23 protein-coding genes are annotated in these 24,687 nt (G+C 67.2%); 12 read left to right on the top strand and 11 right to left on the bottom strand.

What is annotated here, in order from left to right; genetic code table 11:
• Positions 1-183: 183 nt before the first annotated feature.
• The 4 genes from J2S73_RS14905 (at position 184) to J2S73_RS14890 (ending at position 4,922) form a co-directional block, all read left to right on the top strand.
• Positions 184-1,287, top strand: coding sequence for a TRAP transporter substrate-binding protein (locus J2S73_RS14905; protein ID WP_306886408.1), 1,104 nt, complete (start codon positions 184-186; stop codon positions 1,285-1,287).
• Positions 1,288-1,460: 173 nt separating this feature from the next.
• The gene (locus J2S73_RS14900) at positions 1,461-2,060 is read left to right on the top strand and encodes a TRAP transporter small permease subunit (protein WP_306886407.1); all 600 of its coding nucleotides are present in this window, start codon (positions 1,461-1,463) and stop codon (positions 2,058-2,060) included.
• A 33-nt stretch (positions 2,061-2,093) separates the two neighbouring features.
• Positions 2,094-3,449, top strand: a complete 1,356-nt coding sequence (locus J2S73_RS14895) for a TRAP transporter large permease (RefSeq protein WP_306886405.1) — start codon at positions 2,094-2,096, stop codon at positions 3,447-3,449.
• 168 nt (positions 3,450-3,617) lie between these two features.
• A complete protein-coding gene (locus J2S73_RS14890; RefSeq protein WP_306886404.1) occupies positions 3,618-4,922 on the top strand; it encodes a DUF3422 family protein in 1,305 nt (434 codons plus the stop codon).
• 82 nt (positions 4,923-5,004) lie between these two features.
• Here the strand turns inward: J2S73_RS14890 and J2S73_RS14885 are convergent, their stop codons facing one another.
• The 3 genes from J2S73_RS14885 to J2S73_RS14875 form a co-directional block, all read right to left on the bottom strand.
• Complete coding sequence (locus tag J2S73_RS14885) at positions 5,005-5,307, bottom strand: sulfurtransferase TusA family protein (protein ID WP_306886403.1); 303 nt, start codon at positions 5,305-5,307, stop codon at positions 5,005-5,007.
• Between the two features lie 108 nt (positions 5,308-5,415).
• Entirely contained in the window at positions 5,416-6,606 is a 1,191-nt protein-coding gene (locus J2S73_RS14880) for a CobW family GTP-binding protein (RefSeq protein WP_306886402.1), read from the bottom strand.
• A gap of 23 nt (positions 6,607-6,629) precedes the next feature.
• A complete protein-coding gene (locus J2S73_RS14875) occupies positions 6,630-8,141 on the bottom strand; it encodes a D-alanyl-D-alanine carboxypeptidase family protein (RefSeq protein ID WP_306886401.1) in 1,512 nt (503 codons plus the stop codon).
• 199 nt (positions 8,142-8,340) lie between these two features.
• Here J2S73_RS14875 and J2S73_RS14870 point away from each other — a divergent pair, with 199 nt between their 5' ends.
• Positions 8,341-8,616, top strand: coding sequence for a BolA family protein (locus J2S73_RS14870; RefSeq protein WP_370874441.1), 276 nt, complete (start codon positions 8,341-8,343; stop codon positions 8,614-8,616).
• A gap of 48 nt (positions 8,617-8,664) precedes the next feature.
• Here the strand turns inward: J2S73_RS14870 and J2S73_RS14865 are convergent, their stop codons facing one another.
• A complete protein-coding gene (locus J2S73_RS14865) occupies positions 8,665-9,447 on the bottom strand; it encodes a WecB/TagA/CpsF family glycosyltransferase (protein WP_306886400.1) in 783 nt (260 codons plus the stop codon).
• A 250-nt stretch (positions 9,448-9,697) separates the two neighbouring features.
• Here J2S73_RS14865 and J2S73_RS14860 point away from each other — a divergent pair, with 250 nt between their 5' ends.
• The 4 genes from J2S73_RS14860 to J2S73_RS14845 all read left to right on the top strand — a co-directional run bounded on the left by J2S73_RS14860 (position 9,698) and on the right by J2S73_RS14845 (position 15,185).
• On the top strand, positions 9,698-11,827 hold the full coding sequence (locus tag J2S73_RS14860) for a GumC family protein (protein WP_306886399.1): 2,130 nt from the start codon (positions 9,698-9,700) through the stop codon (positions 11,825-11,827).
• 91 nt (positions 11,828-11,918) lie between these two features.
• The gene (locus J2S73_RS14855; RefSeq protein WP_306886398.1) at positions 11,919-12,749 is read left to right on the top strand and encodes a polysaccharide biosynthesis/export family protein; all 831 of its coding nucleotides are present in this window, start codon (positions 11,919-11,921) and stop codon (positions 12,747-12,749) included.
• Positions 12,749-14,206, top strand: a complete 1,458-nt coding sequence (locus J2S73_RS14850) for a PilZ domain-containing protein (RefSeq protein ID WP_306886397.1) — start codon at positions 12,749-12,751, stop codon at positions 14,204-14,206. The genes J2S73_RS14855 and J2S73_RS14850 overlap by 1 nt, the downstream gene beginning before the upstream one ends.
• A gap of 118 nt (positions 14,207-14,324) precedes the next feature.
• Positions 14,325-15,185, top strand: coding sequence for an endonuclease/exonuclease/phosphatase family protein (locus J2S73_RS14845; RefSeq protein WP_306886396.1), 861 nt, complete (start codon positions 14,325-14,327; stop codon positions 15,183-15,185).
• A gap of 109 nt (positions 15,186-15,294) precedes the next feature.
• Here the strand turns inward: J2S73_RS14845 and J2S73_RS14840 are convergent, their stop codons facing one another.
• The 7 genes from J2S73_RS14840 to pheS all read right to left on the bottom strand — a co-directional run bounded on the left by J2S73_RS14840 (position 15,295) and on the right by pheS (position 22,009).
• Positions 15,295-16,209: a lipid A biosynthesis lauroyl acyltransferase gene (locus J2S73_RS14840; RefSeq protein WP_306886395.1), complete on the bottom strand. Its 915-nt coding sequence runs from the start codon at positions 16,207-16,209 to the stop codon at positions 15,295-15,297.
• 3 nt (positions 16,210-16,212) lie between these two features.
• Positions 16,213-17,238, bottom strand: a complete 1,026-nt coding sequence (locus tag J2S73_RS14835; protein ID WP_306886394.1) for a zinc-binding dehydrogenase — start codon at positions 17,236-17,238, stop codon at positions 16,213-16,215.
• 72 nt (positions 17,239-17,310) lie between these two features.
• Positions 17,311-18,588, bottom strand: coding sequence for a beta-ketoacyl-ACP synthase (locus J2S73_RS14830; RefSeq protein WP_306886393.1), 1,278 nt, complete (start codon positions 18,586-18,588; stop codon positions 17,311-17,313).
• Between the two features lie 40 nt (positions 18,589-18,628).
• Positions 18,629-19,852: a beta-ketoacyl-ACP synthase gene (locus J2S73_RS14825; protein ID WP_306886391.1), complete on the bottom strand. Its 1,224-nt coding sequence runs from the start codon at positions 19,850-19,852 to the stop codon at positions 18,629-18,631.
• 1 nt (position 19,853) lies between these two features.
• Positions 19,854-20,318, bottom strand: a complete 465-nt coding sequence (locus tag J2S73_RS14820; protein ID WP_306886390.1) for a 3-hydroxyacyl-ACP dehydratase FabZ family protein — start codon at positions 20,316-20,318, stop codon at positions 19,854-19,856.
• A 9-nt stretch (positions 20,319-20,327) separates the two neighbouring features.
• Positions 20,328-20,606, bottom strand: coding sequence for an acyl carrier protein (locus J2S73_RS14815; RefSeq protein ID WP_306886389.1), 279 nt, complete (start codon positions 20,604-20,606; stop codon positions 20,328-20,330).
• A 290-nt stretch (positions 20,607-20,896) separates the two neighbouring features.
• The gene (gene pheS / locus J2S73_RS14810) at positions 20,897-22,009 is read right to left on the bottom strand and encodes a phenylalanine--tRNA ligase subunit alpha (protein WP_306886388.1); all 1,113 of its coding nucleotides are present in this window, start codon (positions 22,007-22,009) and stop codon (positions 20,897-20,899) included.
• 229 nt (positions 22,010-22,238) lie between these two features.
• On the opposite strand from pheS, the gene J2S73_RS14805 reads away from it, so the two are divergent.
• The 3 genes from J2S73_RS14805 to J2S73_RS14795 all read left to right on the top strand — a co-directional run bounded on the left by J2S73_RS14805 (position 22,239) and on the right by J2S73_RS14795 (position 24,637).
• Complete coding sequence (locus J2S73_RS14805; RefSeq protein WP_306886387.1) at positions 22,239-22,928, top strand: CPBP family intramembrane glutamic endopeptidase; 690 nt, start codon at positions 22,239-22,241, stop codon at positions 22,926-22,928.
• A gap of 74 nt (positions 22,929-23,002) precedes the next feature.
• Entirely contained in the window at positions 23,003-24,172 is a 1,170-nt protein-coding gene (locus J2S73_RS14800; protein WP_306886386.1) for a serine hydrolase domain-containing protein, read from the top strand.
• 48 nt (positions 24,173-24,220) lie between these two features.
• Positions 24,221-24,637 carry a VOC family protein gene (locus J2S73_RS14795; protein WP_306886385.1) on the top strand — a complete coding sequence of 139 codons (417 nt, stop codon included), beginning with the start codon at positions 24,221-24,223 and terminating at the stop codon, positions 24,635-24,637.
• Positions 24,638-24,687 lie beyond the last annotated feature (50 nt).

The raw sequence follows: 24,687 nt of genomic DNA, 5'->3' as shown, positions 1-24,687 counted from the left end.
CCGACAGACAGCGCTTGACTTCGGTGGTCGGTGCGGCAAACCATTCCCACAGGGGGCATACACCGGCCGGCGCAGCCTGTCGTTGATCTGCTCTCAACAGAACGAGGCGGCTTGAACCGCCCGTCGGAGAAGAGTCTGCAGTCCGCAAAGACGGGCAGGACGATTTCCTAGGGAGAGAACAGCATGCATTTCGCACAAGGTCTTCGGGTGGCGAGCGCCGGCGCGCTCGGTGCTCTCGTGGCGCTGACGGGCGCCGTATCGCTGGCGACGGACGCCGACGCACAGGACCGCGTCCGCTGGCCGATGCCGATGTCGTTTTCCTCGACGCTGACGGCGCTGGGCGACACTGCGCCGTGGGTCGCGGAGCAGGTCGACAAGATGAGTGGCGGGACGATCCGGCTGGAGGTGTTCGAGCCGGGCAAGCTGGTACCGCCGCTCGAAATCTTCGACGCCGTGTCGGAAGGCAAGGTCGAGTCCGGCTACGCCTGGATGGGATACGAGCAGGGCAAGGTTCCGGCTTCGGCGCTGTTCGGCGCCCGGCCCTTCGGCCTCGAGCCGGACCAGTACGCCGCCTGGATGTATTTCGGCGGTGGCGATGAACTCCTGAAGGAGGTCTACGCCCCCTACAACGTCTATCCGATCTTCTGCGGCACCATCGCGCCGGAAGCGGCCGGCTGGTTCACCTTCGAGATCGAGAACCTTGACCAGGTGAAGGGGCTGAAGTTCCGCGCCGCCGGTCTGGGCGGCAAGGTGATGGAGAAGGTCGGCGCCTCGGTGACGGTGCTGCCGGGCGGCGAACTCTACCAGGCGCTGGAGAAGGGCGTTCTTGACGGCACGGAATTCTCGCTTCCGACCGTCGACGAGCAGCTCGGCTTCTACAAGGTGGCCAAGTACTACCATCTGCCCGGCTGGCATCAGCCGTCCACGAGCCAGTTCCTTTACGTGAACATGGACGCCTGGAACTCGCTGGACGAACAGCAGCAGGCGATCATCAACACCGCCTGCTATGCCGGTGTCGCCCATGCCATCGCCAAGGCGGAGGCGCTCCAGGGCGCCGTCCTCAACCGCTTCCAGGAAGAGCACGGCGTGACTGCGGTACGGCTGCCGGACGAGGTCCTGCAGGCCCTCCAGGCGGCGTCGGCGGAGGTCTTCGCCGAGGAATCGGCCAACGACGAGATGTTCAAGAAGGTCTACGAGTCCCAGCTCGCCTTCCAGAAGGAAAACAAGGGCTGGCACGAACTCGGCTACCTGCCGCGCGACTGGCCGGTCGAAGCTTCCACGCAGTAGGCGGACGATCCTTCTCACCGTGAACGGCGGCTGCGCGGACTGACCCGCGCGGCCGCACTCCTCTGCCGGCCGGCCGCCGGATGTGTCCGCAGCCGACCCCAGCTCGAGCCCTTCGCCGCCGATCGGGCGTCTTTGCCCGGACGGGCCGGTCCCAGCCCAAAGGACGGACAGCCGTGAGCGACGCGCACGATCGCATCATCGAAGCCGTGGAGGCCGCCGAGCACGGCAAGACCGCGATTCCGCTTCCCGAAACCCGGCTGTCCCGGGTGCTGGATGCGGTGGTGAACTTCTTCGGCCAGGCGGTCTCGTGGCTCTGGGTGGTCCTGATCGGGATCATCATCACCAACGTCGTGCTGCGCTACGTCTTCAACGAAGGCCTGATCCTGTTCGAGGAGCTGCAATGGCACGTCTATGCCATCGGCTTCATGATCGGGCTCTCGTTCGCCGTGGTGGCCGACCGGCACGTGCGCATCGACGTGGCCGCGGAACATCTCAGCACGCGCGGCCGCGCCTGGATCGAGCTGTTCGGCCTCTTCCTGTTCCTGTTGCCCTTCTCGATCCTGGTGGCGATCGAGGCGGTGCCGTTCGTTCAGCGCGCCTGGGACATGGGCGAGGTGTCCATCGCGCCCGGCGGCCTCGGCCATCGCTGGGCGCTCAAGGCCGTCATCGTGGTCGCCTTCGTGCTCATTGCGCTCGCCGCCCTTGCCCGCCTGTCGCGGGTCACATCTCTCCTGTTCCGCTTTCCCCGTCCGCTCCCTCCGCGCGAAGGCTGAGCCCCGGCTCGCCCGCAACGCTCGATAGGCGCCATGGAAACCTACGAGATCCTCGTCGTCGCCCTTCTGGGCTCCTTCATCGTCCTGCTCATGACGGGGTATCCCATCGCGTGGATCCTCGCGGGACTGTCGCTGATCTTCACTCTGATCGGGATCGCGGGGCCGGAATATTTCGGCATTGACACCTACTTCCTGGATTCCTGGTCCGACTTCGCGATCGTCGTGAACCGGATCTGGAACCTGATGGAGAACTGGGTCCTCACGGCCCTGCCCATGTTCATCTTCATGGGGCTGATGCTGGAACGCTCCGGCCTGGCGGAATCCCTGATGAAGAACTTCGTCCAGGTGTTCGGCCGGTTCCGGGGCGGCCTCGCCATCGCCGCGATCCTGATCGGCATTCTGTTCGCCGCCTCCACCGGCATCGTCGGCGCCTCGGTCGTGCTGCTCACGGTGCTGGCCATGCCGATCATGCTGGCCCAGGGCTACGACAAGAGCCTTGCGGCCGGCGTCCTGGCGTCTTCCGGCACGCTGGGCATTCTCATTCCGCCCTCGATCATGCTGGTCATCATGGCCGACCAGCTGTCGCTGTCGGTCGGCGACCTCTTTCTCGGCGCCGTGATGCCGGGCGTGATCCTGGGCTTTCTCTATATCGCCTATGTCCTGATCGTCGCGCTGGTCAGCCCGAAGTCGGCGCCGGCCCCCACCCATCTGGAACCGCTGACCTTTAAGGTCATCCTGCGCACGCTGATCTCGGTGATGCCGCCGCTGATCCTGATCTTCGCCGTTCTCGGCACCATCTTCCTGGGCGTCGCGACACCCACCGAAGCCGCCGGCATCGGCGCGTTCGGCGCGCTCCTGCTGGCGCTGTTCAACGGTCGGCTGAGCTTCCACGTCCTCAAGGAGGTCAGCTACGAGACCACCTACACGACCGCCTTCATCTTCGGCATCTTCGTCGGCGCAACGGCTTTCGCCCTGGTGATGCGGTCGCTCGGCGGCGACAGCTTCATCGAGCACATCCTGTCCTCGCTGCCCTTCGGCCCGAGCGGCATCGTCATCTTCGTCCTGTTCCTGGCGTTCATGATGGGCTTCTTCCTCGACTGGCTGGAGATCACCCTGATCTTCCTGCCGCTGATGGCGCCGGTGATCGTCACGCTCGGCTTCGATCCGGTCTGGTTCACCGTCATGTTCGCGGTCGCCCTGCAGACCTCGTTCCTGACGCCGCCGGTCGGGTTCTCGCTGTTCTATCTGAAAGGGTCGGCGCCGCCGGAGGTGACGACGATCGACGTCTACAAGGGGGTCATTCCATTCGTGATCCTGCAGCTGATCGCGCTGGCGCTGGTCTTCACCTACCCGCAGATCGTCCTGTGGCTTCCGGCGCAGGCCTACTGATCGGGCACCGCGTGCCAGGCGCCGGTTTCGGAGCAGGAGTCATTTACGGTTCGATCGGGTATCGTCACCCGATCGGTGAAGGCTCAAGCATGCGGCCGACCGGTTGTCCTGTCTCGGGCGCGCCTGAGGCGGGGAATGCGGCGGCGGCACAGGCCACGGATACTGGCGATGAATGATGAGGCGGATGATCTGAGCGGTCCGTTCGGGTTCGAGGTGGATCCCCGGCGCGCCGAGGTGATTGGCGAGATCCATGCCCGCCCGTTTCTGCTGTTCGAAGCCCCGCGCACGGTCGTCCACCTGGCGTTCCTGACCTCCGCGGCGGCGGCTCAGCGCGATAGGGACCGCATGTCCCGGCTCTGCCTCGCCCAGGGCGTGTCCGGCCCGGGGCCGGCGGCCCGGCACTTCGTCCTCGATTATCTGGGCGGCCGGCTGCGCTGGGAGCAGCACGCCGAGTTCACCACCTACACGTTCGATGCGCCGTCGGCGGCCTTCGCCGAGGAGAACGGCCTTCCGTTCGGCCGCGAGGTCGCGGCACCCGGTCCGCTGATTTCCGCCTGCCGGGTGGACCTGCGCTTGGGATCGCGGACCGATCCGCCGCCGCTGGATGGCTTCGATCCGACCAGCCTGTGCGTGTCCCGGGCCATGGGCGGTGCGGCGACCATCGTCACCGACTTCCGTCAGGATGCCGACGGCCTCACCCGGATCCGGATTGTCGACCACGAGTTGAAAGGCGCCCAGATGGGCGCGCTGGTGCAGCGCCTGCTGGAGATCGAGACCTACCGCACCCTCGCCCTTCTCGGGCTGCCGGAGGCGCGCCGGCTCACCCCCGCCGTCAGCGAGGTGGAGCACGGTCTGGCGGAAGTGACGGAAGCCATGCGCAGCTCCAGCGGACTGTCCGGCAACAGCCGTCTTCTCGATCAGCTTTCGGGTCTGGCTGCCCGGCTGGAGGCCGATGCGGCGGCGAGCGCATTCCGGTTCGGCGCGAGCCATGCCTATCACGACATCGTCCACGACCGTCTGGCCTCGCTGCGCGAAGAGACCGTCGAGGCCTACTCCACCTGGGCCGGCTTTCTCAGCCGCCGGCTGGCGCCGGCGCTCCGGACCTGCACGTCGGTCGAGGAGCGCCAGGAGAAGGTTTCCACGAAGCTCACCCGGGCGACCCAGTCGCTGAGGACCCGGGTGGATCTGGAACTGGAGCAGATCAACCGCGCGCTCCTGACTTCCATGAACCGGCGCGCCAAGATGCAGCTGCGCCTGCAGCAGACGGTCGAGGGGCTGTCGGTCGCGGCGATCAGCTACTACGTGCTCGGGCTGATCGGCTATCTCGCGGACGGTGCCAGCGAAGCCGGGCTGCCGTTCGATCCGGCGATCGCCAAGGCGGTGTCGGTGGTGGTCGTTGTTGCCGTCGTCGCCCTGTTGGTTCGCCGGGTGGCGCGGCGCCACAGCGACCCCGGCGGGGACGAGGACGACTGAGGCCGTTTCCGGCCGGCCCGCTTGCAGAAGACGTTACCGCTCAGCGCGCGCAAACGTCTCCTCCGGGAAGGAGTGTCCCGGTTCAGTCGGTCGCTTCGGCGGTCGGGCCTCCCGCCTCGACGAGAAAGGAGAGGACGCCGTCCTCGCCTTCCGCGCTTTCCAGAAGACGGTGACCCTTGGTGTTGCAGAAGTGGGCGACGTCGAGCTTCGCCATGGGATCGGTCGCCTCCACCCGGAAGCGCGCACCTTCGTCGGCGCTTCGGATCGCCTTGGCCAGCCGCAGCACCGGCATCGGGCACTTCAGGCCCTTGAGATCCAGATGGGTTTCTTCGCCGTTGGGTGAGCCGGCAGACATCTTGTCGTCCTCGTCGCGCGTCGAGAGCATGTCCCGTTCAGACTGAGGCAGGCCTAAGGGGGAGGGGCCTGCTCGCGTCCTCGTGGATGCGGGCGCCATTCCAGTCACCCGGAGTTTCCGTTCGGAAGGAGAACGGCCTTATGGCCGGAATCCCGATATTGCCAGCGGATTGTCGGTGAGAGCGGCGGCGTCCGGCGTATCGACGGACGGCTTGCCGGTGAAGGCGTCGAACAGGCGCCGGACGAAGCCTTCCGGGAGATCGTCGACGATGAACACCAGTCGAGAGGTTCGCGCGCCCTCGGGCCAGGACTCCAGCCGGACAGGCGGATGGAACACGTGCTGGACGGCATGCAGAACCAGCGGCTTCGTCTCGTCGTCGGCCAGCTTCACGATGCCTTTGACCCGCAACAGCTTCGGGCCGTGGCTGGCCGCCAGCAGGTCCAGGAACATGTCGAGCGCGCCGACCTCGATCGGCCGATCGGTTTCCAGAGTGAAAGCGCGCACGCTGTCGGAGTGGAGATTGACCGGATGGTCGTGGTCGTGCCCGTGAGCATGGGCGTGGCCGTGATCATGCCCGGACGCATGCTCGTGGCCGGGCGCGTGCCGCGTTTCCCGTTCCCAGTCCTCTCCGAGCCACGCGGCGACGTTCGCCCGCTTGGTCTCGGGATCGTAAAGGCCGGTGCCGGTGAGGGCCGTGACGGTTGCCTCTCCGCGGGCGTTGTCCAGAATCCGCGCCATCGGGTTGATGGCCGACAGCCGCGCGACGAGCGCTTTGGCGTCCCGGTCCGCGTCGGGGAGAAGGTCCGTCTTCGTCAGCACGATCCGGTCGGCGATCCCGACCTGGGCCATGGCTTCCTCGTGGCCATCCAGGGTGGCCATGCCGTTCACCGCGTCCACGAGGGTGATGACGCCGTCGAGGCGAAAGCGCTGGACCAGATAGGGATGCAGCATCACGGCCTGCAGGATCGGGCCGGGATGGGCAAGGCCGGTCGTCTCGATCACGACCCGGCTCAGCCGTTCGATCCGCTTGTTGTCGAGGTTGCGCAGGAACCCTTCGAGCGTGGAGACCAGCTCGCCGCGCACTGTGCAGCACAGGCAGCCCGACGACAGCTCGACCACGTCGTCGCCGACATTCTCCACCATCAGATGGTCGAGCGGAATGTCGCCGAACTCGTTCACGATCACCGCCGCGTTGGCCATCTCCGGAGCTTTCAGCAGCCGGTTGAGCAGCGTCGTCTTGCCGGCGCCGAGAAAGCCGGTGATGACGGTCAGCGGAATCGGTTCGCGTCGCCGGGCCTTGTCGGCATCCGGCGCTGTCGGCTCGGTCATTCGGGTCGTGTCCTGCTGGAAATTTACTCGCCGGGTTTCGGCTTCGGGAACCAGGGAATGCTGGTCGAAGCGGCCGGATCGGTCTCGTTCGCACCGGTCATTGCCGCGCCGTCCTCGGCAAGCGCGATCGCCCCGTCTTCGCCCGAGACCGTCTCGCCCGATACGATCTCGCCGGCGATGGACTGGCTTGCACCGGGATCGGCCGCGGCCTTGGCCGAGCGGCGGACGCTGTCGGCAAGCGCCACCACCTCGGCCGGATCGATCCGGTTCGTGTCCGTCACCAGCGCGAGCAGCGGACGCGGTCGGGGCACCGGAATCATGCCGGCGGCCACCGAAGCCGGTTCGCCGGTCTCGGGATCGACGCCCACGGGCGGACCTTCGGCACCGCCCATCGACAGCACGATCGGCGGGTCCACGGGCACGCTCTTGCGGAGATAGGAAATCACCTGGGTTCCGGTCTCGCTGAGGGTGACCTCGTCACGGCCGCCGGTGAACAGGGTGTTGAAGGCGTCGCGCCCGTTCGCGGCATAGGCGTTCGCCATCTGCTGCTCGTCGACCTCGTCGAACGGGACCACGTTGCTGCGGTCGGAGTAGGCCGTCTTGGGACGCGAGCTGCCGCACACGATCGGCCGAAGGTCCACCGGTCGGCCGGCCGTCACCGAGAGGTGGCGGAGATCGTCGATCGTGCGGCGCTTGCCGGAGAACAAGCCGGTGCGGGCGCGAAACCCGATCTCGAGAAGCTTCGCCGTCTCCTCGTTGCGCTCGCGCGAGGTGTAGCCGCCGAGCACGATGGCGCCGAGCTCGCGGCCGCCGCGCTTGGCCGTGGCCGCCAGATTGAACCCGGACGAGCAGATGAACCCGGTCTTCATGCCCGTGGTGCCGGGGAAATGGCCAACCAGATAGTTGTGGTTCTTGTAGGTCTTCGGTCCGAGCTTGAAACCGGTGATCTTGAAGAGATGGTCGTACTCAGGAAATTCCTTGCGGATCTGCTGGACCAGCATCGCCATGTCCCGCGCCGACGAGACATGGTTCTTGTCGGGCAGGCCGTGCGGGTTCGTCCAGTTCGACTGGGTCATCCCCAGGCGGCGGCTCTCGCGGTTCATCGCCCGCAGGAACTCCGATTCCGACCCGGAAACGGCCTCGCCCAGCGCGACCGAAACATCGTTGGCGGACTTGACCAGAATGATCTTCAGCGCGGTGTCGATGGTGATCACGCTGCCGACCGGAAAGCCCATCTTGCTGGGCGGCTCCCGCCGGGCGTTTTCGCTCATGACCACGGGGGACTTGAGCGTGATCCGACCCTCGTCGAGGGCGCGGAACACCACATAGGCCGTCATCAGCTTGGTCAGCGAGGCAGGATACCAGGGCTTGGTCGGATTGTGCTCGTCCAGGATCACGCCGGTATTCAGGTCGAAGACGATGTAGGACCCGATCTCCGCGCGCGCGGTTCCGGCGACAGTGGCGACGACCAGACCGGCTAGCAGGATTTTCTGGGCGGCATCACGCATGCGGCGGAAGACGGCAACGCGGTTCACCAACTCACGACTCCTCGCTCTGGACGCGTTTTTCGGAGTGGCACGAAAATTTCTGGTGGCCATCCGGACTCATATCCGAACCTGGCGCCAGACGCAAAAAAACCGTTAACGGCCACCCGCCCGAACCTGGGGCGGTGCCGTCTTGCCGTCCACCTCTCCTGTGCCCATAGTCGCGCCTGATGGCGAAAGGAGGGCATTGATGCCGGACATGGCGGAGAGGATTCGCACCAAGCTGACCGAGGCGCTGGATCCGCAGGCGATGGAAATCATCGACGAGTCGCACCTCCACGCCGGGCATTCAGGATCGCGCGAAGGCGGAGAGACCCATTTCCGGGTCAAGATCGTCTCGCCGGCTTTCTCCGGAATGAGCCGCATCGACCGGCATCGTCTCGTCAACAAGCTGCTCCAGGCCGAACTGGAGGAACGGGTTCACGCCCTGGCCCTCAAGACGACCGCGCCGGAGGAGGCGCAATAGGACCGGCGCTGGGAGCGTCCCAATTGCATTGCCGGGCGGCAACGCGCCTCAGCCCGGGTCGCCCGTCCTGCGGGCGCGCCGCTCGGAGAAATGGGCGCCCAGGAGGCCGGGCAGCCGCCACAGGATCCGGCCGTAGCGCGGCGCCAGCCGGGCCGGCTCCTGAAGAACCCGCCAGATCCACTCGCCGCCGCTGCGCCGCATCCAGACCGGGGCTGCCGACGTCCGTCCGGCCAGGAAGTCGAGGCCGGCACCGATGCACAGCACGACGCCGCACCCGATCGTGTCGCGATATCTGACCGCGAACACCTCCTGGGTCGGCGCGCCGAGGGCCAGGAACAGAATATCGGCGCCGCTCGCAGCCACGATCTCCGCCGCCTGCTTCTGGGCGGCATCGTCCTCGCGAAACCCGAAACCGGGAGCGTGGCGGCCGGCCACTTTGATTTCCGGGATCTCCTGCCTCAATCGGGCTTCGGCCTCGGCGAGAACCGCGTCGGTCGTCCCCAGGAAAAAGACGGACCGTCCCCGCGCCGCCGCTTCCCGGCAGACCGGGACGATCAGTTCCGAACCTGCGACCCGTTCGGGAAGCGGCGTGGCTTCCAGACGCGAGAGCCAGACCAGCGGCATGCCGTCGGCCAGTACCAGATCGGTCTCGAGATAGGCGGCATGGAACGCGGCGTCGCTCTGCAGTTTCAGGAGGTGATCCAGATTGGGGGTCACGACGATTCGCGCCGGGCGCTTTCCGGCGAAGTCCATGATCCGCTCGACCGCACCCCGGAGATCGAGGACGTCGAGATCGATGCCGAACAGGCGGACTTGATTGCGCGCGGTCATGGGAAAAGCCTGGCGGGCCGGACAAGAGCCTTTCCGCTTGGACGGAGTCAGTCTGAACGGGAGATGCTTTAGCCGCTGCAGGCCGGCGGCCCCTCGGCTTTTCAAGATATGGTTAACATATAGCTGACAGGTATAGCACTCGGAGAAACCCCGGCGATTCACCGGGGTGCGCCGAAAGCGGCCCTGCAGAAAGATCGTTCGCCGCCGAGCGCCCTGCGATCTCGTCGTCGAAGAGGTCCTCGGATCGACAATGAGTGAAGAGACCGGCCACGCCCGGGACAGTGCACCGAGCGAAGACCAGTGGTCGCCGGCCCAGGGGTGGCTCGCGAACCCGCTCGTGTGGCTGGTGCGCGTCGTCTGGCAGCGGCGGCTGATGATCGCCCTGATCGTGATCGTCGGCACGGCGCTGAGCGTTCTGTTCGCGCTGTCGCTCCCGGATGTCTACCGGGCCTCCGCCCTCGTCGAAATCCAGCTCGATCCGGAACAGGTCCTCGACGGCGCCCGGCAGACAAGCGGCTGGCAGCCCGTCGACAACATCACCGAGACCCAGGTCCAGGTGATCGGGGCGGAAGCCAATCTGTGGACCGTCATCGAAACGCTGGATCTGGAATACAACCCCGCCTTCAACCCGGCCCTCAATCCGGAGACCGGCCTTCTGTCCCGCCTGCTGCCGGAACCGGATCCCGAGGCGACCGCCGATCCCGAGCGCGCCCGCAACCGGATGGTGCGCGAACTCAGGGAGAATCTCAGCGTCACCCGGATCGGCCAGTCCAATGCGGTTCGGGTGAGCTATCGGGCCACGTCGCCGGAGCTCGCGGCGCAGGTCGCCAACGGCGTGGTCGACGTCTATCTGGAATCCGAGGTCGCCGCGTCGCGCAGCTTTGCCCAGACCAGCCTCGGCCTTCTCCGGGAGCGGCTGGCCAACCTGCGCCAGGACGTCGACGAGCGCGAGCAGGCGGTCGAGGACTGGCGCCGGGAAAGCGGCATATCCGAAGGGGTCTCGTCCACTGTCCTGCGCGAACGGATCACCCAGCTCAGCATCGAACTCAGCCGGGCCCAGGCGGCTCTCGCCGAGGCGCGGGCGACGAACCAGACACGCGGACAGTCGAACGCGCGCAGGTCCAGCGATCCGAAGGTGATCGATTCCCAGCTGATCCAGAACCTGGTGGAGCAGGAAGCGGAGGAGGAGCGCGAGGTCGCCCGGCTGGAAGCCCTCTATCAGCCGTCCCATCCCAAGCTGATCGCGGCGAAGGCCTCGCTCCAGTCCGTGCGCAACGCGATCGAGACCGAAACCGACAAGATCACCGACAGCCTGGGCCGCAGCGAAGAGATCCAGACCGACCGGGTGGCGAGCCTGGCCCGGGACGTGGACGAGCTCAGAAGCGAACTGGCCGATCAGCGCGAGGCGGAGATCCGGCTGCGGGCGCTGGAGCAGGAGGCCGAAGCGGCGCGGGGCGTCTACGAGACCTTCCTGGCCCGCCAGAGCGAGGTGCAGAGCCGGGTCGGGCTGGAACGGCCCGATGCGCGCGTGGTGGCGGAGGCCTCGCCGCCGTTGACGCCGAGTTCCCCGAACCGGCCGCTGGTGGTGATGGCCGGGATGGTCTTCTCCGCATTTCTCGCCGTGGCGCTCGCCATTGTGCTCGCCCAGTTCCGGCGGTCGGTCGGAGCTGCCTCCGACGTTCAGGAGCTTCTCGGCGTCCCGCCTCTGGCGGAGCTTCCCCATGCCGGCGGCCGCAGAGGCGAGTTCGCACCGGTCGCCGAGATCGTCGATTCCCCCGACGGGGCCTTCGCGGAAGCGCTGCGGGCCCTCAGGGTGTCGCTTCTGATCGGGCGGTCCTCTCCGCGCGCCATGGGCGTGCTGGTCGCTTCGGGCGAGGATGGGGAAGGCAAGACCACGGTGGCCGCGTCCCTCGCCCGGGCCGCCGCCCTGTCCGGCGACCGGGTGCTGCTGATCGACTGCGACTTCGAGCAGCCGACCGTCCACGAGCTGTTCGGCGGTCAGGACATGATCGGCATCTCCAACGTCCTTCTCGACCGGACCGACAGCGAACGGGCCATCCAGATCGACCGGTCGACACCGGCTCTCTACATGTCCTGCGGCAGCGCGGGGGCGAGCGCGTCGAGCTTCTACCGCTCCGTCGCCTGGGCCGACATGATCGACCTCCTCAGCGAGCACCTGGATCTGATCATCCTCGACGCTCCGTCGCTGGCGCGGGTTCCGGATGCGCGGTTCCTGGCCGGGGTGGTCGACGCCACCCTGGTCGTCGCCCGGGCGAACCGGACGGCCCGGGAGGCGCTGCGCGAGAGCGTGCAGCAATGCCAGGTGCCCGGCGGCGTCGCCGAGACCGCGATCGTCCTCAACGACGTCAGCGAGCGATAAGAGAGGAAACCCCACGCACTCTGCGATCCGTCGTTAACCTGACGGTAGCCTTAACGCGCGATTGTCGCCGCGTAGGTTCATGAGTTGCGTGGTGCGTATCGTGAGGCAGTCCGTCCTCGCATTGCTGGCCGTTCTCACACTCGGCGGATGCGGCCATTTCGGCGGCGGCAGCCGGACGGCGGACTGTGCGCAGACGCAGACTTATACGCGCGTCGCCGGCTGTTCTCCGATGGACAAGGCGGCGCTCGCCGGTGCGCCGACCCCGATTGCCGGTGCGACCGCCTACGCGCCCGCCTCCATTCCCGGCTTCCGCCCCTGGACCGATGCGGTGGAATACGAGTTCCGCTTCGTGATCGGCGACGAGCTGGCGATCAATCTGCCCTTCTACGAGGAAGAGACGACCACCACGACGGTGGCCCCGGACGGGAACATCTATCTGAGCCTGATCGGACCCGTGCCGGCCGAGGGGCGCACCCCGGGCGAGCTGGAGGCCGATCTGGAGAGCCGCTACGAGAAATATCTGCGGTTTCCGACCGTCGGCGTGGTGCCGAAGAGCTACGGAAACCGGCAGGTGTTCGTCGGCGGCGAAGTCAACCGGCCCGGCGCGCTGAACATGCCCGGACCGATGGGCGTGATGGAAGCGGTGATCATGGCCGGCGGTCTCAAGGAGACGGCCGGAACCCGCAAGGTCGCCCTGATTCGCCGGGGGCCGGAAGGCTATCCGATGATGCGCATCGTCGATCTCGACGAGTTCACCAGCATGGCCACCGCCGAGCAGAACCTGATCCTGCAGCCCTACGACGTTGTGTTCGTGCCGCGCTCGCGGATCGCCGAGGTCAACCTCTGGGTCGACCAGTTCATCAACAAGACGGTGCCGTTCAACCGGAACTTCTCCTTCACCATCCAGAAGGACCTGTTCTGATGATGTCGCCCGGGACGCCGGTCCGGCCGTCCGAGGGGCCGGCCTCTCATCCGGCGGAGACGGAGAACCGGGAAGAAACGCCGGACCGGGGAAGCACTTCGCTGGAGGCTGCTGCGCCTTCCACCTCACAGGAGCGCCCGGCTTCCGGCTCTGACGCGGATCCGGACGGGACAGCCGGCCAGGGCGGGTCCGGTCTTCTGCAGACACTGGTCCGCAGCCTTCGCGGCGGGCGGGGTACGAAGACGGAAGACGACGCGTCGGCGCCGGACCGGCCGACCGACGATCGCGAGCGGACCGGCGGAGCCACCGATCCGACTGCAACAGCCGCAACGGTGTCCGCCGCCCTGGCGTCCCGTCAGCCGCACCCAAATGCCGAACCGGCATCGAACAGACGGCCGCGTGCGCTGGCGTCCACGTCCGCCTCCGACGGCGAGAGCCGCCGCATCGCCTTTCGTCTCGATACCCCGGCCCGCTTCGATACCGGCGGCCGGAGCTACGATACCCTCGACTGGTCGATCGGCGGGTTCGCGCTGTCGGCGCGGAAGGCCTCCTTCGCTCGGAATGAGGAGGTTCGGGGCACGTTCACCGTCTTTCTCGACCAGTTCGTGGTCTCGACCACCGTTACGGCCGAGGTGGTGCACACCGACAGCAGGCGGCTGGGCTTCCGGTTCGAAGACCTCAGCCAGTCCCAGATCCGGATGTTGCGCTCGCTGTCGGCAGCCCTTCTGTCGGGAAGCGCCCCGACCGGGTTTCCGGTGGGCGCCGCCAAGGCCCCCCGGGGTCGAGGGCGCGGCGGATCCGGCGACGGCCGGGATCAATCGAAACCGCTGGTGACGCTCGCGTCCGGCTCCTTCAACGCCCTGCTCGCCCTGGTGGTTGTCGGCATCGGCCTTGCCGTCTTCTTCTCGCCGATCGAGCCGACGTTCCACTCCATGTCCGGCGCCGTCGCGGGCGAGCGGATCGTGGTTGCGGCGGAGGCGACGGTCACCCTCGACACGATCGACGTTCCCGCCGGCGAGCCCGTCGGGGTCGGCGACACGCTCGCCTTTCTGACGCCCCTCGGCGGCGAGAGAGAACCGCTTCTGAGCCCGTGCCGGTGCGTGGTGGTCGGCTATTTCGCGGGCACCGGGCAGACGATCCGGACCGGCGAACCGGTGGCGCAGCTGGTGGAGGCCGGCACCGTTCCCGTCGTGCAGGCCCTGTTCGCGCGCGACGAGGCGTCGGCCTGGACGCCGGGGAGGCGGGTCACCATCCGGCTCAGCTATTCCGGCCAGAGGGCGGAGGGCCGGATCATGCGGGTCAGCGAAACGCTGCCGGAGGCGTTTGTCGGTCTGCCGGTCGGGCTTGCCGCGTCGCCGAACACGATGGTCGCCTGGATCGAGCCGGCCTCGCCGTTGCCGCCGAGCGCGGTCGGGGAGCCGGTGAGGGTGGAATTCCAGCAATCGACCGGCCTGTAGCGCCGGTCGGGTCAACACGCTATCCATCGCCCGCAACGGCCCGTTCCGAACGCCTCCTCCGTGACCGGGCAGGCAGCCGCCAACCGGTTCGACAGCTCTTCAAGCGGAAATTCCCCCGATGGCCGGCTGGCTGATCGACAACGGCTTCAACTTCCTGCCGCAGATCGTTGCGGGCCTCGCCGGCCTGTTCGCGCTGGTCGCGATCCTGGCGCGGCGCGCGTGGGCACTCGTGATCGCGGCGGCACTGGTCGTGGCGCTGACCACCGGTCTCGTCCTGACCAAGCGGGACCTCGTGTCCGCGCCGGGCGGCGAGGGGGGCGGGGTGCGGGTGATGACCGCCAACCTCCTCTTTTCCAACCGGGATACGGCGGCGGTGGCGGCCGCGCTGCGCAGCCTGAAGCCCGATCTCGTCGCGGTTCAGGAGCGCGATCGGTTCTGGGTGGGCGCGCTCGGCGACTTGCTCGCCGACGACTATCGGCTCGTGTCCGAAAGCGCGTCCGGAACGACCGCGCTCTATGGCAAGACGGCCGTACCAATCTGTGCAACTCCGACGTTCCGCAGTTCCGTGCCGGACCGTGTCGCCGCCGGCTGTGTTGAGATCGATGGGCGGCCGACGCTGGTCCTCGCGGTCCACGCGCCGCGGCCGACCCGACCGCTCGAAGGCGCGGAGCGGACGGCCACCTTCATCCGTTATCGCGCCCTGATCGCCGAAGCGGGCCTGCTCGCGATCGTCGCCGGCGACCACAACGCCTCGCCGCTGTCCCCGGCTTTTCGGCGCTATCTGGGCGAGACGGGCTTGAGCCTTCCCCGCGAGCCGGGGCTCTGGTTCGCCGCCACGTGGCCGAGCCGGCTGCCGCAGATCGGGATCCGCATCGACCATGTCCTGACGACGCCGGGTCTCTCGACGCGCTTCGTTGCGACCGGCCCGCAGATCGGCTCGAACCATCTGCCGCTCACAGTGGACGTGGGAGTCCGATAGAGCCGCCCCCGCGGAGCGGTGAGTGCAGCGAACCCGGCGTGAGCGAAAAAACTTTCTCTCCCCCCACAACGCCGGACGGAAAACCGGTTCCCACTTTTCCTGGCGTTGCTTAGACCCGCCAGCGGCGGTGCAGCCAGAGCCACTGGTCGGGGAATTCCCGCACCCACCCCTCGATGATCGCGTTGACGTGGCGCATTGTGCCCTCGACGTCCACTTCGCCGTCGCCATCCCGGGGCAGGTCGATCGGGCCGTGCAGCTCCATATAGAAGCGGCCCTCGGGCATGCGGACCGTGCGGGCCGCGTAGACGTTGCAGTTGTGCCGCCGGGCGAGCTTGGCAAGCAGCGGGTTGGTCTTCGCCGGGAGACCGAAGAAGGGAAGCGTCAGGCCGCGTCCGAAGCGCTGGTCGACCAGCATGCCGATGTGGCCGCCGCGGGCGAGAATGCCGTCGAGGGCTGCGACGGCACCGGGCTGGGAGGGAATCAGACCGCCCATCGCACCGCCGCGCACCGCGTCCAGTTCCCGCGCCAGCCGGGCGTTGTTCAGCGGCCGGAACAGCACCGAGACGTCGAGCCCGAACGTCGCCGCGCAGACCGGCAGCAGTTCCCAGTTCGCCATGTGCGCGGTGAACACGATGCAGGGCGTCTCGGAGTCCCGGATCTCGAGGAACTGGTCGATGCCGTTGACGTCGAAATGGCCGGCGGTCGGGTTGTCGAAGTCGAAATCGAAGACCTTGTCGAGGAACAGGAATTCCGCCGATGTCCGGCCGAGATTGTCCCACACGCCGTTGAGGATACGGCGCCGTTCCTCCGGCGCCATCTCCGGATAGGCCGCTTCCAGGTTCTCCAGGCCGACCTTGTCGACCGGGAGCAGCGGCCCGACCGTGCGTGCTGCCCATCCGCCGAAGTCGATCGCAGAGCGTGCCGGCAGAAGCCGGATCACCCGGACCAGCCCGACGACGATCTTCGCGAACAGCCAGTCGGCAACCGCAAGCGTGCGGGCCTTGAGGGCGCGCCGGGACAGCACGGATCAGCCCAGCGTCATGACGATCTTGCCGAACACCTTGCGGCTTTCCAGGCGCTCCAGCCCGTCCTCGATCTGGTCGAGGGTGATCTGGGTGTCGATGACGGGGAGAATGCCGGCATCCATCTTGGCCAGTCCGTCGGCCAGATTGTGGATCGCGCACCCGAACGAGCCGAAGATCCGGTACTGCTGCTGAAACAGCTGCATCAGGTTGATCTGGGCGGTGATGCCGGTGGTCGAGCCGCAGGTGACCAGCCGTCCGCCCCGCTTCAGGGAAAACAGGCTGCCCTGCCAGGTGTCGACGCCGGTGTGCTCGAACACCACGTCGACGCCGCGCTTCCTGGTGATCTTGCGGACCACGCCCTCGAAGCGTTCGGTGCGGTAGTTGATGACGTGATCGGCGCCGAGGGCGGCGGCCTTCTCCGCCTTCTCGTCGCTGCCGACGGTGGTGATGACGGTGGCGCCGACGGCCTTGGCGAGCCGGATGGCGGCCGTGCCGATGCCGGATCCGCCGGCCTGGATCAGGATGGTCTCGCCGTCCTCAAGCTTCGCGTTGTCGAACAGCATGTGCTCCACTGTGCCGAAGGTGATCGGCGCGCAGGCGGCATCGGTGATTGCGACGCTGTCGGGGACCGGAACGCACAGCCGTGCCTTGGTCACCACGCGTTCGCGCGAAAAGCCGTCGAGATGGAAGCCGTGGATGCCGGCCACGTTCTCGCAGAGATTCTCGCGGCCTTCGCGGCAGGCCCGGCACTCGCCGCAGACCTGGGCGCCGTAGAGTGCGACCTTCTGGCCGGGAGCGAGATCGGTGACGCCGGGTCCCACTGAGACGATGGTGCCGGCGGCTTCCGCGCCGACCACCAGCGGCAGCTTGCGCTTGGCGAACGCCATACCGCGCCAGCCCCACACGTCGATGTGGTTCAGCGCGACCGCACCGATCGCCACCTCCACCTCGCCCTCGCCGGGTGCCGGGGGAGGCGCCATGTCGACGATTTCGAGCTTTCGGTCGGAAACGAGTTGGAGGGCACGCATCGCGTCAGGTCCATTGGTCTTGTCGGGCGGCACGGAGGAGGGCCGGCTCGCCGGGAGCCGCCGCCGGAAGGGTCAGGAGGGCTCTGCCGCCAGGATCAGCGCCACGTTCTGCCCGCCGAAGCCGAACGAATTCGACATGACGGTGCGGATCGGGACGTCGCGGGCGACGTTCGGCACCACGTCCAGCGGGATCGTCGGGTCCGGTTCGTCGTAGTTGATGGTCGGCGGCAGGCGCCCGGTCCTCAGCGACAAGACGGAGAAGACCGCCTCCACCGCGCCGGCGGCGGTGATCGTGTGGCCGATCATCGACTTGTTGGAACTGACCGGGATCGAGGGCAGCGCGTCCTCGAACACCGCTGCCAGCGCCAGATATTCCATCTTGTCGTTTTCCGGCGTCGCGGTGCCGTGGGCGTTCACGTAGTCGATGTCGTGGATGGTCAGGTCCGCGTCCTTCAGGGCTTCGCGGAACACGCCGATGATGGACGACCCGTCCGGCTTCGAGCGGGTGCGGTGGAAGTCGTCGGCCTGCTCGCCGCAGCCCTTGACCACCGCGAGCACTTCAGCGCCGCGCGCCCGGGCCCGCTCCACGCTTTCCAGAACGAAGGCGCCGCCGCCTTCCGCGACCACGAACCCGTCCCGGTTCTTGGAGAACGGCTTCGACGCCTTTTCCGGCGGGTCGTTCTGGGCCGTCAACGCGGACAGGAGCGAGAAGCGCACGACCGTTTCCGGATGCACCGACCCGTCCGCCGCGAGGCATAGCACCGCGTCGCAGTCGCCGCGCCTGATCGCCTCCACGCCGAGCTGGATCGACGTTGCGCCGGACGCGCAGGCCGTCGTCAGCGAGATCGGGGCGCCGGTCGTGCCGAAATGATCGGCCACGCGCTCCTCGATCCCGGCGAACGAGAATTGCCGGTGCATCCCGCTCCAGTCGCCGTGCCGGGCGCCATCGAGCATCCGGCGCCAGCCTTCGCCGCTCTGTCCGGCCTCGAAGAGCGCCAGGCGCTGCTTCCATTCCAGCTCCACCGGCGGAACGGCGATGAACAGCGGTCCGGGAAACGCGCCGGAGGTCGGCAGGCCCGCCTGGGCCAGGGCCTCCTCGCCGGCGAGCACGGCGAGCTTTTCGGTGAGCGCCGGGGCGCACATGTCGTCGATCTTCAGGAAATCGATGGCGCCGGCAACGGTGGTCCGGAGGTTCTCGACCGGAAAGCGGGTGATCGTCTTCAGGCCCGAGCGGCCGCTGGTGAGCGCTGCCCAGTTGTCGTCCTTGCCCTGTCCGAGAGACGTGACCACGCCCAGGCCGGTGACGGCGACCAGCGGACGGCCCTTTTCATCGTGTGTGGCGCTGCTCATGGCTCAGATCCAAACGTTGCGGCGCGGCGGCCGGCAGAAATCAGCTGTCCGCGCTGAGGACGGCAAGGCTCTCTCCGCGCCAGGCGCCCCATCCGGTGACGGCAATCTTCTCCGGCGCTTCGGAGGCGGCCGCCTCGATCGCCGGATCGCCGAAGGGTTGATAGAAGGTCCGGTTGGAGAGCGCGGCCGCCGCCAGACCCACGCCGGCCGGCATCTGCGCTTCCATGGCGTGGCCGGTCACCGTGCCTGTGCCGCGCAGGAAGGTCGGACGCTTGGCGGCTATGGCCTCCAGCATCTCGCGCTCGCGGGCCAGGGCATCCGGCACGCCGGAGGTCCCGGACAAGATACCCAAAGACGTCTCGCCGACAGCGGCGTCGAGGCGGGCGATCTGCCGGTCGATGCGCGCGTGGTAGCGGTCGGACCCGTCACGCGCGCCCCGGTCGGTGACCACGTCGTCGAGCCGCGCATGGATTCGTGCGCCGCGAGCTTCGGCATGGCTGCGGCTTTCCAGGACCAGAAAGGCGCCCACGGAGCCCATGACCATGCCGCCGTCCTGTCCGGTCCGGTGCCAGACCTCCGGCACGTCCGCGCCGGCCCACAGCAGTCCGGACATGGCAAGAAAGACGACCATGTCGTAGCGCACGGCGTTGTAGGCGCCGCCGACCAGAAACAGGTCGTTCTGCCCGGCCCGGATCTGGCGCCAGGCCGTCTCCAGGCTGGTCGCGCCGCCGAGCTCCTCGCCCATGAAGGTGCGCGACGAGCCCGTGACGTGGTGGACGATGGAAATGTTGCCGGCGAGCAGGTTGGAGAGCTGGGCCAGGAACAGCGTCGGCCGCAGGTCGGATCCGAGGCGCTCGTTGAGGAACGCGCCCGGGTCCTTCGCATCGCGCCAGCCTTCGACGATGTCGCCGTCGACCGTCGCATCGCGTTCACCGCCGCCGGCCGCCACGATCAGGCTGGTGCGTTCCAGATATTCGGTTTGCCCGGCGATGCCGGCATCGGTCAGGGCGAGGCCGGCGGCGTAGGTGCCGTAGCGCTGCCAGTTCTCCATCTGCCGCTGATCGCCGCGGCGCGGGATCTGGACCGACAGATCGATCTCGGTGAGCGGATGGACCGGAAACGGCGCGTAGGTCTCCGCATCGACCGGCGGGCGCACCTGCGCCGTTCCGGTCAGACGTTCGACGTGGGCATCGATCCCGTCGGCGATCGGCGAGACGAGGCCGATGCCCGTGATCACCGCGTCCCGGTCACCTTTTTCCGCCATCTCAACCGACGCTCCCGGCAAGTCCTATCGTTTCGGCCTGTCGCCGCATCATGGCTTCGAATTCCGGGGTCGGAAACGCCATGGTCTTGAAGGTCAGGCTCGCATCGCACACGCGGCGGCCGTCGACCTTGATCTCGGCGTCCGTGACGGAGAAGCCGGACCCGTCGTGGGTCAGAACGGCGGAAATGTCGAGCTTCGTGCCCGGCTCCACGAAGGTTCTGAGCTTGCCCTGCTTGACGCCGGCCAGGAACGGCATGCGCGAGAAGCCGTTGTGGGCCATGATCAGATAGCCCGACGCCTGTGCCATCGTTTCGATCAGCAGCACGCCCGGCATCAGCGGATGGCCGGGGAAATGTCCCTCGAAAACCGTGCTTTCCGTCGGGACGGTGGACCGCGCCTCGACCCGGTTGGCGGTGCTGTCGAACAGCGCCACCTCGTCGATCATATGAAAATATTCGAGACGCATCGGCCCAGATCAGCCCTTTGCAGCGACCAGCTCGTCGATCCTGGCGCAGAGGTTTTTCAGAACGAAATAGTCTTCGGCGGCCGCGTTGCCGCTGTTGACCTCTTCGGTCCACGATTCCAGCGGAATCTTGATGCCGAACTGCTTGTCGATCGCGAACACGATATCGAGGAAGTCGAGACTGTCGATGCCGAGATCGTCGATCGCGTGGCTCTCCGGGGTGATCTGCTCGCGCGGCATCTCACAGGTTTCGGAAATGATGTCCGCGACTTTGTCGAAGGTCGAATCCATCGAACGCACAACTCCTTGCTTCTCTCGTGGCCGGCCGCTCGGTGGGACCGTTACCCGGTGCCGCCTGCCGTCTCAGTGCGGGCGGATCGAGCCGCGGACTTCAGGGCATGAACTCATAAGATCCGGACGGGTCTTGCCGCTGCTCGCATCGAATCGACCGTGAATCGGCGCGAGCGCTGCCGCATCGGAGGCGTTCCTTAGCACAAGTAACAGGTGATGGAACACCATATGAACCGCGCTCCGGCGATCTGTTCGGCCCCGGCGGACGACGCGGCTCCCGGCCGGACGCGCTACTGGTTGCTGATCCCAGCAAAGAGCGTCGGCATGTCGAGCGGACGGAAGCCGTAGTGGGACAGCCAGCGCACGTCGGCCTCGAAGAAGGCGCGCAGGTCCGGCATGCCGTATTTCAGCATGGCCAGCCGGTCGATCCCCATGCCCCAGGCGAAGCCCTGGTAGCGGTCCGGATCGAGCCCGCAATTGCGCAGCACGTTCGGGTGCACCATTCCGCAGCCGAGAATTTCCATCCAGTCGTCGCCTTCGCCGAAGCGGACCTCGCTGCCGGTCCGGCGGCAGCGGATGTCCACCTCCATCGAGGGCTCCGTGAAGGGGAAGAACGACGGGCGGAACCGCATCTGGGCGTTGTCCACCTCGAAGAACGCCTTGCAGAATTCCTCCAGGATCCACTTGAGGTTCCCGATGGTGGCGGTCTCGTCGATCACGAGGCCTTCCACCTGATGGAACATCGGGGTGTGAGTCTGGTCGGAATCACAGCGATAGGTCCGCCCGGGCACGATGATGCGGATCGGCGGCTTGGCCGTCTCCATCGTGCGGACCTGAACCGGCGAGGTATGGGTGCGCAGGAGCGGCCGCGATCCGTCTTCCTTCTGATTGAAGAAGAAGGTGTCGTGCATGTCGCGGGCGGGGTGGCCCTCGGGAAAATTCAGCGCCGTGAAGTTGTAGTAGTCGGTCTCGATGTCCGGCCCCTCGGCGATCTCGAAGCCGAGGTCGGCGAAGATCGCCGTGAGTTCGTCGATCACCTGGGTCACCGGGTGAATTCGGCCGGTGTCGATCGGGGCCGGACGGACCGGAAGCGTCACGTCCACCCGCTCCGCGGCCAGGCGGGCTTCCAGCGCCTTGTCGGCGAGTTCGCTGCGGCGGGCGGCCAGCGCGTTGTTGATCCGCGTTTTCAGCCCGTTCACCGCCGGGCCGACGACCTTGCGCTCGTCCGGGGTCAGCGAACCGAGTGTCTTCAGCCGCTCCGACACGACGCCCTTCTTGCCGAGCGCGTGGATGCGGACCTCCTCCAGTTCGGCCTCCGTTTCGGCAGAGGCGATCCGGCCGGTGAGGTCGGCCTCGAGCGCGTCGAGATCGCTGGTGGTGGGGGCGGATGCTGTCTCGGTCATAGACGGTCCTTGTCGGCGCCGAATGGGGCGGAACGGCGGAGGCGCCCCACAATATCGTGATCTGTCTGGTCTGCGGCCACCCTCGTGGACCGCTGTGGTGGGCAGCTATAGAAAGCGTGAGCGGTTTCCGCAATCGCCGGAGGCTGATCCCGCCGCGTCATTGCGTTTCGCCCCGTGATCGCGGCGGGCGCACGCGTCACTTTCCCACCGCGCAGAACCGGATCCCTGCATGACGACCACGTCGCCGACCGGCCCGGATGCCACGCCCTCCACCGTATCCCCGGGACGGCGGCTGCGTCTCTGGATCGAGCTCGTCCTGCTCTTCGTCGTCGCGCCGCCCGCCGTGTTCCTCGCTGCAGACGCGCTCAATGTCCGGGTGTTCATGGTGATGGCCGCGGTGCTGCCGGTCTTCATCCTGCTTCTGATCGGCGACCGCCGCTTCCCCTGGCGCGCCACGTTCCTGAAGCCGCCCCCGCTCCGGGAGCTGGCAAGCGTATTTGCGTTGTTCGTGCCGGTGGCGGCTCTCGTGGCCCTGGTGGTTTGGTGGGTCCTGCCGGGACGCTTCCTGATGCTGCCGCGCTACATGCCGGAACTCTGGCTCACCATCATGATCTTCTATCCGCTGGCCTCGGCCGCAAGCCAGGAGCTGATCTACCGCGTCCTGTTCTTCCACCGCTACGAGGCGCTGTTCCGCGGTCACCTCGGGCTCATGATCGCGGCCAATGCCGTCCTGTTCGGCGCGGCCCATATCCTGTTCGGCAACTGGGTGGCGATCGTGCTCACCACGCTCGGCGGCATCCTGTTCGCCTGGCGCTACGAGCGGACGCGGTCGTTCTGGCCGGTCTGGCTGGAACACAGCCTTTATGGCAATCTCGTCTTCACGATCGGGCTCGGCAGGTTCCTCTATTCCGGGGCGTGAGCCCTGTCCGATCGATCGGGTGGGGGCGCCCGATTCACCGGAAGGCCTGTGGGCCATGCAAGGGGGCAATCATCGTGAAACGGATAGGATACGGACTTGCGCTGGGCTTTCTGATCGCGACGGCGCCGGCCGCCGTGGCAATGGACGACGTCGCGTCGATCCTCGAGCCGATCAGGGAGAGCCAGGACGTGCCGGCACTGGCGGGCGCGGTCACGAAAAACGGCGAGATCATCGCCGCCGGGGTCGTCGGCACCCGCGTGTACGGAATGGACATTCCGGTCGAGCTCGACGACCGCTTCCATCTCGGTTCCGACACCAAGGCGATGACGGCCACGATTGCCGGTCAGATGGTCGAGGACGGGCTGATTTCCTGGGACAGCACCGTCGGCGACGTGCTCGGCGAGGACATCGAGGGGATGAGCCCGGAGTTCGCCGCCGTCACCCTCGCCCAGCTCCTCTCTCACTCCAGCGGTATCCCGACCGATACCGAGGAGATGATGGAGATCTATTTCTCCACCGAGGCCTTCGACTTCACGCCGCAGCAGCGGCGCCTCCGGGCGATCGATGCCTGGAAGCGCAACGTGCCGAAGGTGCCCGAGGGATCACCGTTCCAGTACGCCAACTTCGGCTACATGACCGCCGGCGCCATGCTGGAGAAGGTGTCCGGCCGGCCGTGGGAAGAGCTGATCGTGTCGGAGATCTTCGATCCGCTGGAGCTGGAAACCGCGGGGCTCGGTGCGACCGCAACCCCGGGCCGCTATGACGCGCCGGTCGGCCACCGCCTGCAGGAAGACGGCACCGTCCAGCCGATGGCCTGGGGCATTTCGGCCGACATGCCGCCGCTGCTCGGTCCGGCCGGCCTGGCTCACATGTCGATCCTCGATTTCGCCCGCTGGGCCGACTGGAACGCTGCCGGCGGCGCGCGCGGGCCCGAACTGATCACGCCCGAGACCCTCGCCGAACTCCATCGCGAACACGTCCGCACCCCGCATCGGGAAAACCCGCCGCCCGGCACCCCCGGCGACGGCGGCTACGGCTTCGGTTGGGGGGTCGTCGAGTTCGATTTCGCCGACCATCCGGTGCTCACCCACAACGGGTCGAACGGTATGAACCTGGCCAAGATCCTGGTTGATCTGGAGCAGGATCTCGGGATCGTCGTCACCACCAATGTTGCGGGTCAGCGAGGCGATCTGGCCGCCGCCCAGGCGCTGGAGAAACTCTACCGGGCCTATGGCGTTGAGTGATCGGCGGTTTTCGGTGCCGTCGACGTTCACAGCCAGGAGGTGGCACCCATGCGGCCGGAGATTCAGGGCATCGTAGAGACCGTCCTCTACGTGGACGATCTGGAGGAAGCCTGTACGTTCTACGAGGACGTGTTGGGTCTGCCGCTGATGGCCGCCTTTGACGGGATGAAGGTTCTGAAGGCCGGAACGGCCCAGAACCTCCTTCTGTTCGACCGGATGGCGGCGGAGCTGGACAAGGACCTGCCGGGCGGACATGTGCCTGGCCACCGCTGCGACGGGCCCGGCCACATCGCCTTCCATGTCGCCATTTCCGATTTCGACCAGTGGATCGAAGCCCTGCAGGCACGCGGCGTGCAGATTACCAGCCGTGTCACCTGGCCGGCGGGCGGCCGCAGCCTCTATTTCGACGACCCAGCCGACAACGTCATCGAGCTGGCCACTCCCGGCCTCTGGCCCAACTTCTGATCCGGAGTGTTGACGGCGCCCCTGCTGCGCCGTGAGGCGCGGCTCTTTCG

Origin of the sequence: Amorphus orientalis, from assembly GCF_030814015.1 — a bacterium.
In the GTDB taxonomy this organism is placed as follows: Bacteria; Pseudomonadota; Alphaproteobacteria; order Rhizobiales; family Amorphaceae; genus Amorphus; species Amorphus orientalis.
This window is presented reverse-complemented; position numbering and strand designations above follow the sequence as displayed.

What these genes read in the sequence shown, in the direction of transcription:
- J2S73_RS14820 (WP_306886390.1), bottom strand. Translation starts at nt 20,318, where the DNA reads ATGCGTCTCGAATATTTTCATATGATCGACGAGGTGGCGCTGTTCGAC.
- J2S73_RS14895 (WP_306886405.1), top strand. Translation starts at nt 2,094, where the DNA reads ATGGAAACCTACGAGATCCTCGTCGTCGCCCTTCTGGGCTCCTTCATC.
- pheS (WP_306886388.1), bottom strand. Translation starts at nt 22,009, where the DNA reads ATGACCGAGACAGCATCCGCCCCCACCACCAGCGATCTCGACGCGCTC.
- J2S73_RS14890 (WP_306886404.1), top strand. Translation starts at nt 3,618, where the DNA reads ATGAATGATGAGGCGGATGATCTGAGCGGTCCGTTCGGGTTCGAGGTG.
- J2S73_RS14795 (WP_306886385.1), top strand. Translation starts at nt 24,221, where the DNA reads ATGCGGCCGGAGATTCAGGGCATCGTAGAGACCGTCCTCTACGTGGAC.
- J2S73_RS14830 (WP_306886393.1), bottom strand. Translation starts at nt 18,588, where the DNA reads ATGAGCAGCGCCACACACGATGAAAAGGGCCGTCCGCTGGTCGCCGTC.
- J2S73_RS14805 (WP_306886387.1), top strand. Translation starts at nt 22,239, where the DNA reads ATGACGACCACGTCGCCGACCGGCCCGGATGCCACGCCCTCCACCGTA.
- J2S73_RS14835 (WP_306886394.1), bottom strand. Translation starts at nt 17,238, where the DNA reads ATGCGTGCCCTCCAACTCGTTTCCGACCGAAAGCTCGAAATCGTCGAC.
- J2S73_RS14825 (WP_306886391.1), bottom strand. Translation starts at nt 19,852, where the DNA reads ATGGCGGAAAAAGGTGACCGGGACGCGGTGATCACGGGCATCGGCCTC.
- J2S73_RS14880 (WP_306886402.1), bottom strand. Translation starts at nt 6,606, where the DNA reads ATGACCGAGCCGACAGCGCCGGATGCCGACAAGGCCCGGCGACGCGAA.
- J2S73_RS14860 (WP_306886399.1), top strand. Translation starts at nt 9,698, where the DNA reads ATGAGTGAAGAGACCGGCCACGCCCGGGACAGTGCACCGAGCGAAGAC.
- J2S73_RS14865 (WP_306886400.1), bottom strand. Translation starts at nt 9,447, where the DNA reads ATGACCGCGCGCAATCAAGTCCGCCTGTTCGGCATCGATCTCGACGTC.
- J2S73_RS14885 (WP_306886403.1), bottom strand. Translation starts at nt 5,307, where the DNA reads ATGCTCTCGACGCGCGACGAGGACGACAAGATGTCTGCCGGCTCACCC.
- J2S73_RS14845 (WP_306886396.1), top strand. Translation starts at nt 14,325, where the DNA reads ATGGCCGGCTGGCTGATCGACAACGGCTTCAACTTCCTGCCGCAGATC.
- J2S73_RS14850 (WP_306886397.1), top strand. Translation starts at nt 12,749, where the DNA reads ATGATGTCGCCCGGGACGCCGGTCCGGCCGTCCGAGGGGCCGGCCTCT.
- J2S73_RS14815 (WP_306886389.1), bottom strand. Translation starts at nt 20,606, where the DNA reads ATGGATTCGACCTTCGACAAAGTCGCGGACATCATTTCCGAAACCTGT.
- J2S73_RS14870 (WP_370874441.1), top strand. Translation starts at nt 8,341, where the DNA reads ATGCCGGACATGGCGGAGAGGATTCGCACCAAGCTGACCGAGGCGCTG.
- J2S73_RS14905 (WP_306886408.1), top strand. Translation starts at nt 184, where the DNA reads ATGCATTTCGCACAAGGTCTTCGGGTGGCGAGCGCCGGCGCGCTCGGT.